The organism is Pandoraea iniqua, assembly GCF_902459685.1.
Classification (GTDB): domain Bacteria; phylum Pseudomonadota; class Gammaproteobacteria; order Burkholderiales; family Burkholderiaceae; genus Pandoraea; species Pandoraea iniqua.
The window spans coordinates 99732-117634 of the sequence record NZ_CABPSF010000011.1 but is presented as its reverse complement, the minus strand read 5'-3'; the positions used below and the strand labels follow the sequence as shown (position 1 = coordinate 117634).

Genomic DNA, 17903 nt, shown 5'->3' with positions numbered 1-17903 from the left:
TCCGGCATAGGTCAACGTCAATTCACTTTTCGTTATGTTCGTGAATGTCACATGGTAGGCATGCTCTGCGTGCGCAGTTGAAAGGCTCGCGAATGCCGCAAGCGCGAGCGCGCAACGAACGATGACAATGGTTCTCAAAGCAATTTCCGATAAAAGAAGGCGTTTCAGGAGTTCGTGGATAGCGCTTGACGAAAACGCTAGGGCGAGTCGACCCGAGGAATTGGTGGCAGAGTGCCTGAGCGTTTTGGGGCACACGCTCAGGCGCACTTCGCTTCTGTTCCAATATCCTCCGGCGCAGATATGGCAGACGATGCGCCAACACTTGGGCGCGCCTAGGTTCACGGTGCCACAACTGTATTGTGGTTTGCGCCATCCGACGCAATGCTCGCTGCCAACGCGGTTAGGTTTTGCGGTACAACCCGAATAAAGCCTCCGCGCGGGCTATCGATGTCGGCGATGAGCGAAATTGACAGCGAAGCGCTAAGGGGCAAGATCAGCAGACTCAGGTTTCTTTTGAGAGCTCCGCGAGACATGTAGCCCTGCATGACACTCGATAGGAGGGCGATTATCAGTAGCAGCGCCCAGACGCCAGCAGGAATGCGATTTCGCCACGCGGCTTGCGTGTAGCCCTGAGTATTGAGCACCTCATTAACACTCGCAATAACTAGCGCCATGACCGGATCCGAGCGCTTCTGCCCGATTGGCGAGACTGCGCGCCATAGTTGATCTTGTAGCGTGACAGTCTCGTGCGCGACGGCGCGGAGCCCGGCCTCGTCAGACGCTCCGTAATCGCGGATTCGTAAGTCCAAGTACGCAAGAAGAGTTGCCTTTATTGAGGCGCTGACCTCGCCATCAAGCAGGTCGGCGCGCAGATATGCCGTACTGATTGCGCTCGCTTCCTCTTGCTCGTCGTGCTTTCGATTGTCGTATCGGGACACAAACATCGACAGCGTAAACCCAACCAAAAGTCCGAACAATGTTAGCGTCGCAGCATGGATCACATTGAAGTTCTCTCTTGCCGGCGCATCAAGTGGTGCTTTCTCGCGAAGCAAAAATGCCCCGACCATTGTGGCGATCACCATCGAAAAAAACAAAATCAGAAATAGCGTGGCGGGATGACTAACGATTCTTAACGAAATTGACATGTCGAATCAGGCGCGAACGCGCAAAGTAATTCTCAAGCCCTCGACAAGGACGATCATCCGAGGCCTCCGCGACATCTGCGCCACTGCTTCGCCTCCAACTGATGCCACATGTGCGCCCGGTTCTGTTCGTCGACAGACATGCTTCGCACCGAGTGATGTACACGAAGGGCTGAGGAGGAAGCGCATCGTTTCCGATCCGATGATTCGGTGCACTCTCTCGAATGACGTAGCTATTGGCTTAGCGCATGGACGATTGCTCCGCGTGACACGAGTTTGCGAATCCAAAATATCCCGTTGAGTGGTCGAATGTCGTAGCTGCAGCAACTTTGCGCTACTGGCGCCGCACGTCGTACGCCATAGGTTCATCCCGAGTTAAGCAATCGAGGGCGCGTTGAAGATGAACGTATGTTAGCGCTCGTCGTTTGCCCCACTTGTCATTGCCTGTCGGAGGATTGGGGGATTCGAACTCATGCGTCGCACACACGCTAGCAAATCTCGATGGCGCCAGGCTTTGAACTTCAGGCAGGTTCATTTGATTCTGCGATGGAAATTGAGATTTTCCGCGGTGCTTACTGACAGTTCGGTCCCGTGACGCTTGCGCAATCATTTGTAAAATTTGCTGCGATGCAAAATACCTTCGAGACGCGTATGCTTGCGACCTTCGTTGACGCCGCCGCGCATGGCGTCCCCTCCCTCAAGCATTAATTTGTCTTGAGTTGCGCTTCGCCATCCGTGGGCGTGCTGAGTCTGGTTCGCCGCACACTGCGCGGATGTCGTGCAACAGCGCCTGGTTTTTGTTGCAGCACATCAGATCTCTCTATGTTCCCCATCCTGTCGCTTCTCATCTGGCTTCCCATCTTGGCCGGCGCACTCGTCATGCTGCTGGGCCAGGATCGTCACCCCAATGTCGTGCGTTGGACATCGCTGATTGCCGCGGTGATCTCTGCGGCGCCTATCGTGCCGTTGGTGCATGGCTTTCGTACCAGTGTGACGAGTCTTCAGTTTGTCGAGCGCTTTCGCTGGATCACGTCGTTCGATGCGTCGTGGCATGTCGGTATCGACGGCATCTCGCTCTGGCTGGTGGCATTGACCGGTGTCACGACGGTGATCGTGGTGTTGGCGTCGTGGCGTGCGGTGACGACGCGCATGAGCGCGTACTTCGGTAGCTTCCTCGTGCTCTCGGGGCTGATGCAGGGCGTGTTCACCGCGCAGGACGGCATGTTGTTCTTCGTCTTTTTCGAGGCCACGCTGCTGCCGTTGTATCTGCTGATCGGCGTGTACGGACGCGCCAATCGCACGCATGCGGCCATCAAGTTCTTCTTCTTTTCGCTGACTGGCTCGCTGATGATGCTGCTCTCGATGCTCTATCTGTACATGCAGACCCGGAGCTTCGACATTGCGCGCTGGCAGACGCTGCATCTGCCGCTCGCCGTGCAGGTCATGTTGTTCGTCGGATTCCTTGGCGCCTTTTCCGTCAAGGTGCCGATGTGGCCGGTGCATACGTGGCTGCCGGAAGTGCATCTGGATGGGCCCACCGGCGCCGCCGTGATGCTCGGCATGCTGAAGCTGGGCGGCTACGGCCTGCTGCGTTTCAATCTGCCGCTGCTACCCGATGCGAGCCATTTCCTTGCACCGCTGATGGTGGTGCTGTCGTTGATCGCCGTGATTTACGCGAGCCTCGTGGCGCTGGTGCAAACGGATTTGCGCAAGTTGCTTGCCTACTCTGCGGTCGCGCATATGGGGCTGGTCACGCTCGGTCTGTTCCTATTCTCGGAATTGGGCACGGACGGCGCGGTGATGCAGATGATTTCCTACGGCATTGTGTCCGGCGCGATGCTGCTGTGCACGGGCATGCTGTATGACCGCACGGGAAGTGCGTCGATCGATGCGTATGGTGGCGTTGCGGCCACGATGCCGCGCTTTGCCGCGTTTGCGATGCTGTTTTCGATGGCGAACGTGGGCATGCCGGGCACGTCGGGATTCGTGGGCGAGTTTCTCGTGTTGATGGGCGCGATCAAGGCCAATTTCTGGATCGGCGCGCTGGCGTCGCTCACGCTGGTGTTGAGCGCGGCGTACACGTTGTGGATGTTCAAGCGCGTGATCTTCGGGCGCGTGGCGAATGCTCGGGTGGCGGGATTGCGCGATCTGAGCCGTCGCGAGTTCGCACTGCTGGGTGCAATGGCGCTGATGGTACTCGCGATCGGTGTCGACCCGAAGCCGCTCACCAACGGTATCGACGCGACGGCTATTCATGCCGTACAGGACATCGAACGTCACCGGCTTCCCGAGAACGAGCCTGGCGGCAGTGAAATGGCCGGACGCCGACATGGTGAGGCGGCGGGTCACGCAGCGGCGGTGGTGAAGAGAATGTCATCTGCGGGTTGAATGAGAGGCGTGCGCTGTCAAGTGAAAGCCCTCATGCAATAGCGGATGATGAAGAAGCGGCACATTACCGGGGCTGTTTCGTGCTGTCGCGATCTGGCATGGGATGCTTGGTATGGAGAGGGCCGTGACGTTTCAAAGTTGTAACGCCATGCGGACTTCGAACTAGTCGTACGGATGAGGGGCGAGTTAGCATCTGTGATAGTGGGGCCGCATTAGCTGCAAGCCGGCCGAATGTAGATCTGCAGCCCGTCCTGTTCGTCAAAATGCAGAAGCACCTACGCAAATGGTAGGGGCGCCATATGGAGGTGGCGCCGCCACTAGTTTTCAGTGGGTGTGCCCCCTTTGTGTATGGCAAGGATGGCGTCGGAATCAAACGGAATGACGTCCGTTCCAAAGGTTGGGCCTGGCCCGGCGTGATAAAAGACTTTGTTCCATTTGCGTATTAGGTGTTACATGACGAGTCTCTCGGATAATCAGGTGGAAATTGACGGAGAGCTATCAGTGCCCATCTGGCTCACGCGACTGCTGGAATGCTGGAGGATTTTTGTGCTTCTGGCAGTCGTGACGTCCTTGATGATTCTTGTCGCTTGCCTACTTATTTCCGCTCGTTTCGAGAGTCAGGCGTTTATTTCGGTCACGCGCGATGTTGCCTCGTATAACCTTGAGAAACCGGCGTTTGTGGATCCCCAACGCCTTCGGGAATATCTAGAATTCGTCGGAAAATCGAATACACCTGCTGGTCGATATCTCATTTCCCAGATCAGTGAACGGTTTATCGCCGAACACGTGAAGCTGGAAATGCAATATGACAAGAATGCCTCAAGATTCATCGCCGACAAGGATGCTCGAGGTCTGTTGACCTCTGGTATTTCTTTCAAAGTGCAAAGTACGCTGTCCGGTGAGGACGCGTCGGAGAAGCTGCGGCTTCTGGCGAGCTACATCACGGATGTCATGTTAGGGAGATATCTTCGAGCCGTAACCGACAAGTTGGAGGGGGAGTCTGCGACTGAAGCGCTAAAGATCGACAACGGAATCATTAATGCGGAACTGAGGATTCGAGAGCTCGATAGGCGTCTAGGTCAGGCTCGACGAATTGCAAGCGAGTATCCTCAGTCCGTTCCGGCTAAAGAGCAACAAATCGTCACGACAGAAATCAACGGTCGTTTCCTTCCGCCTGTAACCCAAATTGTTGGACTTGAGACCGAGTTGGTCGACGCAAAAGTGGAACTCGATAGACTGCTGCGGCGGCAGAAACAGAACAATTTTGAAACAGCGTTTTTCGTGGAGCTGAGACGACGCTCCCCACACTTGGCTTCTGGTGCTCGTCTGAAGGGGGCGTATTTGGCTACACTCGCGGTGACTCGCGAGAGCGCGCCCGACGACGATCTCCATCGTGAGGTAATTAACCGTGTGTCCGCGGTAATTACAGATGTCAGAAATCAGCGCCTTGATGCTCCTGACTTCATCTTGGGGCCGACGACGCCGAATCGGAGGTCCACTGTCGCCTTATTCAAAGCGTCACCGTTGGCTGTAGTCTTCGGCATCCTTTTGGCGGGTGCGATAACGCTTACGCTCCGGCACCTTAACCCATCGTGGCTCGCCCGATTTCGCCCACTGCCAAGGGCCTGTATTGAGGGGCAAGGCGCATCAACATGATGTGATGATGGTGACCTGACGGATTTTTTCGTACCACTGGTGTCTATAGATTCACGGCCCCGGTGGTTGAGTTACATTCGCTTGCCCGACGAAATTCGGCCGGGGTTTGGTGCTGCAAACTCGAGTGCGGCCGAACTTCGTTGTAATGAGTCCGGCAGTCTTCGATCACGATCTTCGCTTCGATCCTGTTCCGAAACCACTCCATCGCCAAACATTCATCACGGAATTTTCCGTTGAAGCTCTCGTTTGTACCATTCTGCCAAGGCGTGCCTGGATCAATCAGCGCCGTCTCGATCTGCTCCTGGACCGCCCATTTCAAAAGCGCTGTACTAACAAACTCCGGCCCGTTGTCTGACCGAAGATAGCGTGGTGCGCCATGCACGCTGATTAACCGGCTCAGCACTTCAATGACTCGGCTTGAGCGAATGGATCCCGCCACATCAATCGCCAGGCACTCCCGCGTATATTCGTCGACCACCGTCAGGCATTTGACTTGCTGGCCGTTTGCGCAGGCATCGAATACGAAGTCATAACACCACACCGAGTTTCGAGCTGCCGGCGCATGGGGGCTTGGCCGACTGCCGGCCACGCGGCGCCTGCATCGTTTCTTCGGTACTTGCAGGCCCGCCTGCGCCCAGAGCGCGGCACATCGATCTCGGCCCACGACAATGCCTTCGCGCCCCAGCAACACTCGAATGCGGCGTGAACCGAAGCGCGGGAATTGCCCCGACAACGTCCTCATCGTGTCGATCACCGGTGTGTTTTTACCCGGCATCTTGTGCGTGTAACTCAAGCTTGATCGGATAACCTGCATGAGCGCACACGCTCGCCGTTGGCTCAAGCCACGCTTCATCGCAAAGCGGGCTTGCCCGCAGCGAACCTGCGCGCTCACCACTTTTTTGCGCCGATCTCCCGCATGACCTCAATCTCAAGATCGCGCTCGGCCACCATCTTCTTGAGTCGCGCGTTCTCGGCCTCAAGCGCTTTGAGGCGCTTGACGTCGTCGCTGACCATCTCGCCGAAGCGCTTGCGCCAGGCGTAAATCGACGCTTCGCTTACGCCGTGGCGCTTGGCCACTTCAGGCACTGTGTCTCGATCCGCTTCGCGCAGTATCCGCACGATCTGTTCGTCGTTATACCGGCTTTTCTTCATGCCAACTCCTTATCTGAGCTGAGGAGCCATTATCCCTAGAATTGATTGGTACGAAATTTTCAAGACAGGTCACAACCACCGGGGCCGTGAATCTCTAGACACCAGTGGTACGAAAAAATCCGTCAGGTCAGGCTCAAGTTTTTGCTGCAGAGCGGCCCGGTGGTGCAGCAAATTTCCCTCTGCGCCCTGGGAGCTGATGAGCTCAGGGCATTTCCAGCACGCCAATCCGCGGAAAATGCATCTGGAAATCAAACGTTTTTGCTGGAATGCAAAAGTCCCGAAGGCCTATGTCTGGATAGACTGGTTTAGCCCTTTTTTAGCTTCAATCTCCTTGGGCCTGATTCGCCACGGCTTGTGCAGCAGATCTGATGGGTTAGGGCGGGGCACAATCATCTGCTGCTGAGTATCAGCCATAGCAATTTGGTCAATTGACCCAATGATGAAGCGGCGCTTGGCGTCGCCATTGCTGTTCTGGCGGTGAGTTCGTTAGCCAGAGCCGACGGCGCCGAGGACGGAGCCCCTGCAACGCGGTAGTTGACTCGTGCAATGAGGTTGGTCAATCGGAGACCGGCCGCGCTAAACCGTTGATGAGGCTTAAAACTCGGCTTCATCAAGATTGAGGATACATTGTGATCTGCGAATTGGAACTTCTTGGGCCTGGCCGCTGCCGCAGGCCCTCCTGCGGTTCGCCACACATTCTTGATCAAGAGTTGACCTCACTTGCGCGGGGAGTTCGGCCGTTTCGTCTCCTCGGCCAATGTCTCGGTTCAGGCAAAGGCACACAATGGACGTCCAAATGGCCACTAAGCAGAGTGCTTCCCAAGCGTTCGTCCAGTTCACATCTTGCGTGCCAGCATTCAACTGCGTCGCGATTTCGTGCTTTCGTCACTGGCACCAAACAGCGGGAGGCCAAGACGTCAGACGCGAAAGTCATCGAACGAAAGGCGTAGCGCTAGTTTCTGAAAGGTCCGATCAACTTGCGGCACGTTTCTTCGTCAATATGCCCATCAATTGGGAAGATTATTAATTGATCTACAATTTTTCAAACACCGAAGCGTGATGCTCGTAAATCTAATAATTAAAAGTGTGGTGGTGAGGTATTTTTAATTTTGTTGGGTTGATTTTGGAGATAAAGATGGGAAATATCGTTCCGAGTATGAAATTTAGAATGGCATCATATTCTACGACTCGTATTTTTCTTGATGGGTACGCTGGCAAGGATGAAGTCCGATGGGAGTCGAATGTTCCTGGGGTAACTTTTGATCCGCCCTCTGGATTTCCGGAGCCAGGTACGGGAAGACTTTACACCTGGGTTAATATTGAAAATACCAATACCCAAGATCTAGAAGGGACGAATTTCACCGTAACAGCAACGGATTCACATGGTGCGTACATTACTAGTTCGAGATGTGATGTCCGTAGCCCAAATAATTTTGTTGTTATGTTGAATCGACGATGGGCATACACGTCAAATACGCCGTCCGAGTATAAGGCTGAGGATCAATCGATAGAAGTGCATCTGACGCTTGAAAATCCGATGGTCAACAATCGTTACGATAATTATATCGTTGATTTCACGCCTCGTGGTGGTGGAAATTTTGCGGTGATGGATTCTGACTTCAACATGATGCGCCCCGATCCGGAGCTTGATTATTTTTCTTATTTTGTAATTACCGAGGAGCCCGGAGTTGCAAAGATTAATTTGGCGGCACATCACAGTACTGGAATTTTTTCCATCGAAGCAGGGTTTGGAAAAGGGCACACCTCTGACGCAAAGGATGTTGTGTTCATTAGCAAGCAGCCCGACGCCGGAACCTTGCCCCCACCTAAGCTGAATCTGGACTCCAATGATCAACTTAATCTCGACAAAGAGTCGCCTCAAGGTGTTCGCGTTTGGGTCGATAGGGCTGATATTTCTGGGGTGGATTTAAACATGCGGGCAGTATTGATCGTGAATAATAAGATGGTGGGTGATATTTTTACTTTGTGGACTTTGTCAAATGGATTGTATCTATCCCCTGCTGTTTTTTCTGAAAAGCAAGGTAATGCAATTTATTGGATGGGGACATCGGCAGAGGGGGAAACAGTTGCTTCGTCGGTGCGTTCCTTTACGGTGATAGGCAACGCCTATAACCATCCGCCGACCGACGGAACGCTGCAGAGGCCGATGGCCGATGATCCAACATTGCAGGTGATCGATGAGGAGGCTCTGGCTGATGGTGATGGTTTTATTCAGTTCGATATTCCAAATTATGCAGGTATGAAGTCAGGGGATCAAGTAACGCTTAATTGTTACATAAATGCTTTTTACGGAGGTACGGACACTCCACATAATGATAAAGTAACTGTGACGGTGAGTGCCGGCTCGAACAGCGTCCCGCCTTGTAAGGTCAGTTCGTTGCAGTTGAGTGGGTTTTCTCGATCAAAGTCCGGGGTGGGTGAAAGTACGTTCGAGTGCTATTACACGGTTTCAAGGGCGGGTGCTAATTTTGCATATTCATTGCCGATGAGTCCTAAGATGAAAATAGACACATAACTCGATGGCGGAATTTGTTTTTTGTTGGTTCTGGTTGATTTAATATTGTGTGGTTTTTTAGAAATTTATGCGGATTAATTGGTTGTAATTTTTGGGGGTATCTATGGCCGGGATTTTTTCGCCAAAATTTGGAACCGTGGCACTTGGTGGTGACTCAAGAATCTATTTTTTTTATGATTCGGAAGGGGCAAGTGGGTCGCGGAACGTGACATTCAAGGCAAGTATCGCGGGGGTGAGATTTGACCCGCCAGGTGGAAGTGTTGATGATAAGATTTCCTCATTGGGGACTTATATAATAAATAAAGATTTAAATGTTGGTGAGGAGTTTACGGTGCAGGCTTTGGATGATGTCGGAACAGTTCTTGCCACGAGCGGAAAATTTACCGTTGCAGACGTGGCTATGGGTACGATAGTTTTGGGAAAATCGTGGGCGTATGTGGCTGGTGATCCAAATAAATATAATGTTGACGAATACAACATTGTTGGATACGTGCAGCCAACGTCGGGAGGGGGCGTAACGAAGAATTTCTCAGTTGCTATCGAACCTTCCGGTAACATCGCAGTTCTCACGCTTTCCGGCCAGGAGATGTCGTATGATGATCAGCTTCCAGTAAAATCGTATTTCCTGAACACCGGTAGTAGCGGAGTCGCGGGTGCGAAGTTTGCTGCAGCGATCTCTGCGGGGATTGTCTCAGTGAAAGCTGGTTACGGCTCGAGAGACAGCGCTGCAACTCAAGAATTGGTGTTTTTGGATCGTGACCCCGAAGGTGGTAGGCAAAGCCCCTTGATCTTTGATGGAGTGCGAGACGACGTTTTATATCTCGATGATCTACCTGGTACGCAAGTGGGGGTATCGGTTGACCCGGCGCAGATTTCGATTCCACAAACAACAAAAGTGGTTGTAGTAGTAAATAATGAGATGGCATCCCCGGTCGTTGAGATGAGGGACTTGATCGCCGGAACAGTCGGTATTCCTAAGGCATATTTTCTGACGGGAGGGGAGTCCAATACATATTATTGGATGAGCGCCGATGGTGTGACGGGGTCGATCGAATCGTGTACAGCAGAAGGCAGCACGGATAATTATCCTCCGTCGGACGGGACATTAGGTGCTCCATATCCGACCACGTTGGCCATACAGACGGTCAACGATCAGGTGCTCTCGAAAGACGGTGGAGTTGAGTTCACGATCCCAAAATACGCTGATATAAAAAAGGGCGACAAGATCACGCTGATTTGTTACATGAACAATACATACTATCCAAATAGTTCCAGGTCTCATGTTGGGCAAGCAACGGGGGAGGTAGTAGTTGATGATGCGAGTGTTAGCCAGACCTGCCTGATCCCGGCCGAGTTGCTCTACGGCTATTCGTCTGCGCGAGCCTCCGGTGTGGGGACATTGGATGCCTATTACGTTGTCGAACGTTCTGGCAAAGAGGTGGAGCATTCGCGCAAGATGATGCCACGCTTGGAGATCAATACATAAGGAGCGAGCGCGAATTTATGCACGCCTAGAATTCGCAATTGAACGAGTCCACGCTTGCGTCCGCGGTAACGACTTGCGGACGCAAGTGATAAAGGGGGGAGGGGAGTTGACGTCATTGCGTTATGGCTGATTAGCGTGACAGCAGCGGGAAGCGGAAGCTTGGCGCTGACCATGAGCCCAAGCTGATTGATGCTTACCATCAACCGCGAGTATCGATTGTCGGATTCGCGACGAAGGCCAGCGGACCGTGAACCAGCCACATACGTGGATTCAATCGCGAGAGCGCACGCGGAGCGCTGCGGCGGCGAGTGCGGAGCCTTTGCTGGGTCACCGCGCGAGTGCAGACGATCGCTGCTATCACGACCGCTAGGATGTTGACGACGCGCTAGTGTACGGAATGGAGGAGGTCCTCCCGCGCTGGAGCATTGTGTCTGCTGAATTTTGTGCAGGCCTCGTCAAGCGCTTCCGCGGCATGGATTACTTCCATTGTGATCACCACCGGGTGGGCCAGTACCGTTCGGCTATCTCAGGCCAGTGTCGCGTCGGGTACACAAAACCTCGAGCTAGCGAGGTGTGGCCGGTGCCGGGCGCTCGCGCTTGATTGGTCGGTCGAGTGTCATCACCTCAGCGGCGCTTGCCCGATTCTGTGCTGCTCGTCGCTACGGTTCGTGTTCGGCTTGCGGTTCAGCGCCTCGATGCCCAAACGCTTCAGCAGCGTACCCAAGTGCCGGCGCTCCTCTGCCATGCCACGCGACCCGGCAGGCGCGCTGCTCCAGCGATCGAGGAGGGGGCTCGAGATGAGGTTTGCCGATGTGGTGCGTCAGTTTTAGGCCCGTTTCGTTGGCTGGCCGCGATTCTAATTGACGCTCGAATGGGTAATTCGCATCAGGCGGCGCCTGCTGCACGACGGGTAGTGCGTGGTTTCGGTCAAACATTGCCTTGTGCCTAATGCCCCGCCTTGCCGAGCGCGCGTTCCAAATAATCGTTCCCTGGCGTCTGCTGTCAGATCTTCGCGTGGAGCACCATGAGGTCCTCGGGCGAACGGCTGAAGTCCACTATGCCCGTCTCGAATACTTCCGCCTCGCGCTCGTGCAACCGAGCCTTCGTATGCGCAAGTGGTCCAGATTGGATTGTCTTCGTACTGCTGTGCTAGCTTAGCTAGCATCCTATCGCCCTTCAGGGCTCCCGACGCAACATTTGCCCTGGACTCCGGGCTATGCGACTGGCGGCTGCGGCTATCGTTGCTGGTCTCTATGGACGGCTCAAGCGCCGACTGTTACACCTACCGGCCTGCCCGGACAGGCACTACCCCTCTCGAAAGCGAGCGCTACAGCCCACAGCTTAATGCTCACGTGCGGAGCTTGTGGTGGCTATCCCTGCCTATCGCTGGACATGCTGACGGAGCCGCTGTGGCACGCGCCGGATGCTGATATTTGCAGTTTACTAGCGTTTGACGTCGCACGAGAATAATCCGTTGCCGCGTAACGGCGAGCAAAGCGTATCGGTGCACGACGGACCTCGGTTTCCACCTGACACGGCAGTCGCCCGGAGCGCAACGAAGTCAACTTCGTTGCATATCACCGGTTGCATCGGCGCGATGCAGTTGCGGACGCAGGCTTTGCGCTCGTTTAGCTGGGAATTTGTGGGGGGCTGAATTTACGCTTATCGACAAAGCTGCGGCCGGAAGATAGTGCGACGCGTGAAATGTACGAGAGCCATCGGGGTGTGCCGTCGAAAAGCTCGGCGCGGAATCGGACATCCTGCAGCAAAAGCCGCGCGACAAGGCCGCTGCCAAGCGTTTCGTCAAGCGCGTGCAGCGCGTGGCACTGGCGCCGTACGAGGTCGTGACGGATCAATTGTACAGCTGTCCGGCAGCGAAGGTTGACCTCGCCGACCTGGGCGGCGTGCAGCAGTGCTCGTCTAAACGGAGGCCAGAACCCACAACCGCGCGAAGGGCTCCCATCGACCCGCGCGGGGAGGGGGGATGCAGGGCCGCCGCGATCCAAAGCGTACGCGGGCCCTTTCGTCATGTTTCGGACCAATCGGGCCGCAGTTCGCACTCAAGCGTTGATTTCTATGGGCGATGCTCCATCGCATATAGCACGCCGTGCGCTTTGCTACATGGCGTGAATTGGCCGGCCTGCCCCAAAATCCGTCACCTGCTTTTCGAGCAGCCGTCGCCTCATGCACTGGCTTCGACATACTAGCTCAAGCTGAAAGAGGCGGAAATCGAGATCTCTGCGTTCTGATCAAACGTAAAAGGCGGTTTTGAAAACGTGGAGGAGCGCCGCTTGATTTATGGTGAAAAAAGTGCTCGTTCAACGGATTTTCTTATGAACAGAATATATCGTCTCACGAAAGACAAAAATACCGGTCGAACTGTGGTGGCCTCTGAGCTTGCTAAGAGTGGCGGGGGGTGGGGCCGGGTTGCAGCGGCCGGAGGTGTTGTTGCATTTGCCGCTATGAGCAGTGCAGCGTATGCGGTGGACTACGCTGACACCGTGACGAATACAGATTTGTCGTCGGCCGATACCATCGTGACAACCGACGATGGTCACCATGGTTTTGTTGTCACGGACGGCAACGTTTACGCCGCCCCCGACAACAATGTCATTACGACTAGAGGAAATGCTGCAGTCGGCGTTTTCTTGTCCGGCTCAGGATCGAAGGCGGAACTAAATAACGTGTCGGTTGTTACATCAGGTGATGATGACGGAAACGGAAATGCTGCGCACGGGATATATGTCGATGGTGGTAGCGAGCTGAATATGACGGTGAGCAATGGGCGGCGCAACTCTGTCATTGTGAGCGGTTATGGTGCTAGTGGGATAAAGATGGGGAATGGCGCAGCGGCCACTATCGATAGCGCAGATATTTCCGTTCACGGTACGAATGCCGGCGGGGATTACGATTCAGTCAATGCGGGTATTTTGGCAAGAGAAGGAAACGCCTCGCTGACTATTTCTAACAGTACCATCAGTACGGATCGCAGTTACGCTTACGGCGTGAATGTTGGACGCCTTATGGGGTATAACTTTTCATTCACCAATCTCAGAGTTGCGACTGCAGGAGACAATTCGATTGGCGTGGTTTTCTATGGCAATAAGAGCACGCTGACCGCGGATACGTCGTCCAGCATTGAGACAAAAGGGGAGAGCTCGCTGGGGCTGCTCGCCGGTACTGATGCCAATGTCGCATGGGCTGACGGGAACATTGCTACGCATGGCTCCAATTCCGACGGTGTCCATGTCATGGGCAGCGCTAGTCTTACACTCACCAATACACGTGTTTCTGCCGACCAAGGCGAGGGCGTGAACGTATCGGGGAGTGGCACTTTGACGACGGTCAATTCAACAATATCGACCGGCGACGGCGGCAAAGATGCCGTATATGTTGACGGGGCTGGCAACACGTTGAATTTCGATGCAGCGACCACGCTGAAGACGACGGCCGATGGAGCGTACGGCTTGACGCTTGCAAACGGTGCTCAGCAGACATTTTTGCCTGGCAGTGTCTTGCCTACATTCGATGTCAGCGGCAAAGACGCTGCAGCGATTCGGGTAACCGGCGTGAGCAGTACGGCAACATTCAGCGGTGCGCTGTTCGACGGCGCATCGATGACTCTGGGGGCTGAATCATGGGGAATTCTAGCGGAGAATGGAGGCGCCGTTATCTTCCAAGGCGCCGGAGGCGGAACTAGTGGTGTTGGGATATGGGCGCGAGGTACCCCGGCACAAGAAGGGAGCGTTCAGTACCTGAACGATGCGGCAGCGATAGATACAAAGTTCCGGATCGACGACTACGGAACGATTGATATTTCGCGGATCAATGCACCGAGTCTTACGATCGATTCGCTTGAGGGAAAGGGCGGAACCATGGAACTAGGTTCGCATGGTTTGATCGTCAACGGTTCGGCCAGCACCACCTACGCAGGGAAAATCGATGGATCGGGTGACGTCACTCGTTCCGGCACAGGTACGCTGACACTGACGGGGGGCGACGCATTTGCGTTCGGCGGCGGGGTGCATATCGCTGATACTGCCACGCTGGGGGTCAGCGACGCGGCAACTTCGGCGGCGGGAAAGCAATTCGATTTTGCCGCCCCGGGAGCGACGCTCAACGTCGATGCATCCGTTGGCACATTCGAACTCGGCGGCATTACCAGCAATACTGCGGGCGATGGCACGATCCATCTAGGCGGAAATCTGAACGTCAACAACAGCACCACCGATTCGGCCTTTAGCGGGACGATCGACGGAGACGGTCAACTGATAAAAAATGGAACCGCCACGCTGACGCTGGGCGGCGCCCACTCGTTCGACCACACCGGCATTACGGACATTCAGGGCGGACAATTGTCGGCAACCGGTGCTGCTAATGCCAGCGGTCATACGATCAACGTCGGTACGTCTGGCACGTTGGATGCTCAAACGGTCTCAGGCACCGGCTTCACTGTTGGCATGATAACGGGGGACGGCACTATCAATATCGGTGCTAAATCGCTGACAGTCGACGGCACCAACAGTGGCACATTCTCTGGTTCGATCAACGGCACTGGCGACCTTGTCAAGACGAACAGCGGCACGCTCACGCTGTCTGGCAGCAATGCGTTCAATTACACCGGCGCTACGGATATTCAGGGCGGTGTGCTGGCGTTGCAGAATGTCACACCCGGAACATTTACCAAAACGTTCACGTTGGACGGCGGTTGGCTGGATCTGTCGGAGGCTGGTACGCCGAATGAGACCAACGCCACCAATTGGCCTCGCATCACGATAGACCAGGGAACGAATGCCGCCAAGGGCGGTGTCATTGGCGCTGATGACAATGTCCACTACGACATTGGCACCGGTAATACCGAGACCATCGGTTATCAAATCGGAAGCGGTACCGCGTCGCCGAACGGTAAGGGCGTTTTTGTACTCAAGGATGGAGATGGAACGCTGGAGCTGACCGGCGACAACGAGTATGTCGGTAACACGCGCATCAACGGCGGTATTCTAAAGATCAGCGCGGATCAGAACCTGGGCGATACGAGCGTTGCGCGTGAGGTGGTCCTCAATGGCGGGAAGCTCGAAGTGGCGGGGAGTTTCACCTCACAACGCGACATCGAGCTGCGTAAGGATGGCGCCGTCATCGTCGACGCCGGTGCAGATACGACTTGGAGTAGCGTGCATGGTAGCAATGGCACTGACTTTGTATTCACAAAAGAGGGCGATGGCCGGCTGGCGTTCTCGGGCGCGAGCCGGATGTCGGGGGTAATCGCCAACGCTGGCACGCTCGATATGGGGCCTGCGACCGTCAACAGCACGTCGGCCGGCGTTGCCGCGGTGGCAGCCCACAATAACAGTAGCGTGAGCTTTACGAACGGCACCATCAATAGCGCTGGCGACGGGATTGTTTCCGACGGCAACACGAACGTTACGCTGAACAACACGGCGGTGAATACCGGTGCAGGCTCTGCGCTCTACCATGTGACCGCCGGAAACGGCACGCTGACAACAAACGGCTCAACGCTCAACGGCACCGTGATGGCAGATGCCGGAACCACGCTGAATCTGAACCTGAACAACGGCAGCGCGTACACCGGTAGTTTCACGCGTGGCTCAGGCAGCACGGTGAATCTGAGCTTGGATCCCGGTAGTACCTATACCGGAGCGGTTGCAGCGGACGCAGGCAGCACGTTCAACATGGCGATCACCGACGCAGCGAGCCAGTGGAATATGACTGGCGACTCGATGGTCAACAGCCTCACCAATCTTGGAACTGTCAACTTCGGAGGGGGGGCGCCCGGTGGAGGGTATCAAACGCTTTCGGTAGCCGGTGACTACACTGGTGGCGGCACACTGGCCATGCGTACTGAGCTCAATCTCGGCGGGAGCATGAGCAACCAGCATACCGACCGAATGATCGTCACAGGGGATGCGACTGGCACCACGAAATTGCATATGACGACGACGGGTTCGGGCGGGAATTCCAATACGCGCAACGACAACAAAGCGCATGGTGACGAAGGGATTTCGCTTGTGCAGGTCGGGGGTACTGCAGCCGCAAATTCTTTCCAACTCGACACGAACTATGTTGTGGGCGCCAACAGTGCCTATCAGTACCGGCTTTTTGCTTACGGCCCGGGTTCGAAGTGGGGGGCAGCCGATCCGACGCAGAGTGTTATGCCTAATAACGGCGACAACACCTGGGACTATCGTCTTCAGACGGCTTACGAAGATCCAGGGGGTAATGTGACGCCGGGACAACCCAAAGACGACCCCGTCGTACCGAGCCGGCCGCTGCTGGTGCCGCAAGCGAGTGCTTATTTGGTCGCGCCGCTCGTGTTGCAGCGTTACGCGGCGACGGTGATGGACGGGCTCCATTCTCGGTTAGGCGATATTCGACACGGTGCAAACGGTTCGTCGGTTGTGGGTGGCGAAGCCTTTGCACGTGTATTTGGCGACACAGGGAGCTATACGCCGAACCTCCCCTTCCAAAAATATGGCTACGGCTTTGATCAGCAAACGCAAGCGATGCAGTTTGGCGGGAATTTCCTGCGTTACACGACATCGGGAGGCGATGCATTCCGGGTCGGCGTTGCTGCTACGATTGGTTCGGCCCATGCGACCCCGCGAACCACCGCGGACAATAGCAGTGATCTGTCGGTACAGGCCCAGACGCTCGCATTGACGGCCACCTGGATGTCGCAGGAGGGCTGGTATGCCGATGCGGTGTTGGGGGGGACATTTTACCGGACCACGGTGAAAAGCCTTGCTCGCAACGTTGGTACGCTTTACGGAACCGGCCTTGACATGGCGCTGGAAGGCGGGCGGCAGATCGAGCTAACTTCCGGTCTCATGATCGAGCCGCGCGTCCAGTTTATTGGCCATACGGCAAATTTCAGGAATATGACCGATGCGGATGGCGTAGCCGTAGGGATCAACAATAGCCGCTCGATTACGGCGGCCACCGGCGTGCGTGTCAGCTACCCGATACAGGGTGTTGCATCGAGCGCCAGACCTTACGCCGATATCGGTTGGGGATACACCCAGATGTTCGGGGGGGATGTCAATTTGCCCGGCACGGATCCGCTTTCGACAGGAGGCGTGGGCGGTGCAATGCAACTAGCCCTCGGCCTTACTGGACAGTTCAGCCCGAGATTCCAGGGCTACGCTGAGGTGAACGGGCAGGTCCGCACCGGGCGACACGGTAATTCCGGCGTCGGTGGGAAGGTCGGGCTCCGCTATGAGTTCTGATGGTGTGTGTATTGATGTTTGTATTAATGAGCGGCTTCACAAATCTGCTACCGCTTCGCCCGAAAATGCCGGGAGCGTCCCCGGTAATTTTGGGGCGTTCTTCTGATTTTGAGTGGTGCGCGAGTTGAAGGACCTAAGGTTAACTTGCTGGTTCACGGGGCAGAGGGAGTCGATGTGCCCGGGAGGATGCAGCTAACACAAACTGGACGGAGATGATTAGGAATGGTTGCCTCTGATTGCCGTGTACGGAAACAAACTCGACTGCTCGGAATGATCAGCGTGGAGTTTAGTAGTTCCTC

The 17903-nt window shown here is 55.2% G+C and carries 7 protein-coding genes; 5 read left to right on the top strand and 2 right to left on the bottom strand.

All coding sequences use genetic code 11. From position 1 onward, the window contains the following. Positions 1-338: 338 nt before the first annotated feature. Positions 339-1145: a bestrophin-like domain gene (locus PIN31009_RS26470; RefSeq protein ID WP_150740600.1), complete on the bottom strand. Its 807-nt coding sequence runs from the start codon at positions 1143-1145 to the stop codon at positions 339-341. Between the two features lie 819 nt (positions 1146-1964). On the opposite strand from PIN31009_RS26470, the gene PIN31009_RS26465 reads away from it, so the two are divergent. After that, on the top strand, positions 1965-3530 hold the full coding sequence (locus PIN31009_RS26465) for a complex I subunit 4 family protein (protein ID WP_150740601.1): 1566 nt from the start codon (positions 1965-1967) through the stop codon (positions 3528-3530). 453 nt (positions 3531-3983) lie between these two features. Next, a complete protein-coding gene (locus PIN31009_RS26460) occupies positions 3984-5186 on the top strand; it encodes a hypothetical protein (RefSeq protein WP_150740602.1) in 1203 nt (400 codons plus the stop codon). 43 nt (positions 5187-5229) lie between these two features. Here PIN31009_RS26460 and PIN31009_RS26455 read toward each other — a convergent pair. After that, positions 5230-6338, bottom strand: a protein-coding gene (locus PIN31009_RS26455) for an IS3 family transposase (protein ID WP_150740603.1) whose coding sequence is annotated in 2 segments (ribosomal slippage) — positions 5230-6089 and positions 6089-6338 — 1110 coding nt in all. Because the reading frame shifts where the segments join, the coding sequence is not laid out codon by codon here. A gap of 1135 nt (positions 6339-7473) precedes the next feature. Here PIN31009_RS26455 and PIN31009_RS26450 point away from each other — a divergent pair. The 3 genes from PIN31009_RS26450 (at position 7474) to PIN31009_RS26440 (ending at position 17604) form a co-directional block, all read left to right on the top strand. After that, positions 7474-8874: a hypothetical protein gene (locus tag PIN31009_RS26450; RefSeq protein ID WP_150740604.1), complete on the top strand. Its 1401-nt coding sequence runs from the start codon at positions 7474-7476 to the stop codon at positions 8872-8874. Between the two features lie 103 nt (positions 8875-8977). Continuing rightward, on the top strand, positions 8978-10360 hold the full coding sequence (locus tag PIN31009_RS26445; protein ID WP_150740605.1) for a hypothetical protein: 1383 nt from the start codon (positions 8978-8980) through the stop codon (positions 10358-10360). Between the two features lie 2291 nt (positions 10361-12651). Beyond that, entirely contained in the window at positions 12652-17604 is a 4953-nt protein-coding gene (locus PIN31009_RS26440) for an autotransporter outer membrane beta-barrel domain-containing protein (RefSeq protein WP_150740606.1), read from the top strand. The last annotated feature ends 299 nt before the right edge of the window (positions 17605-17903 follow it).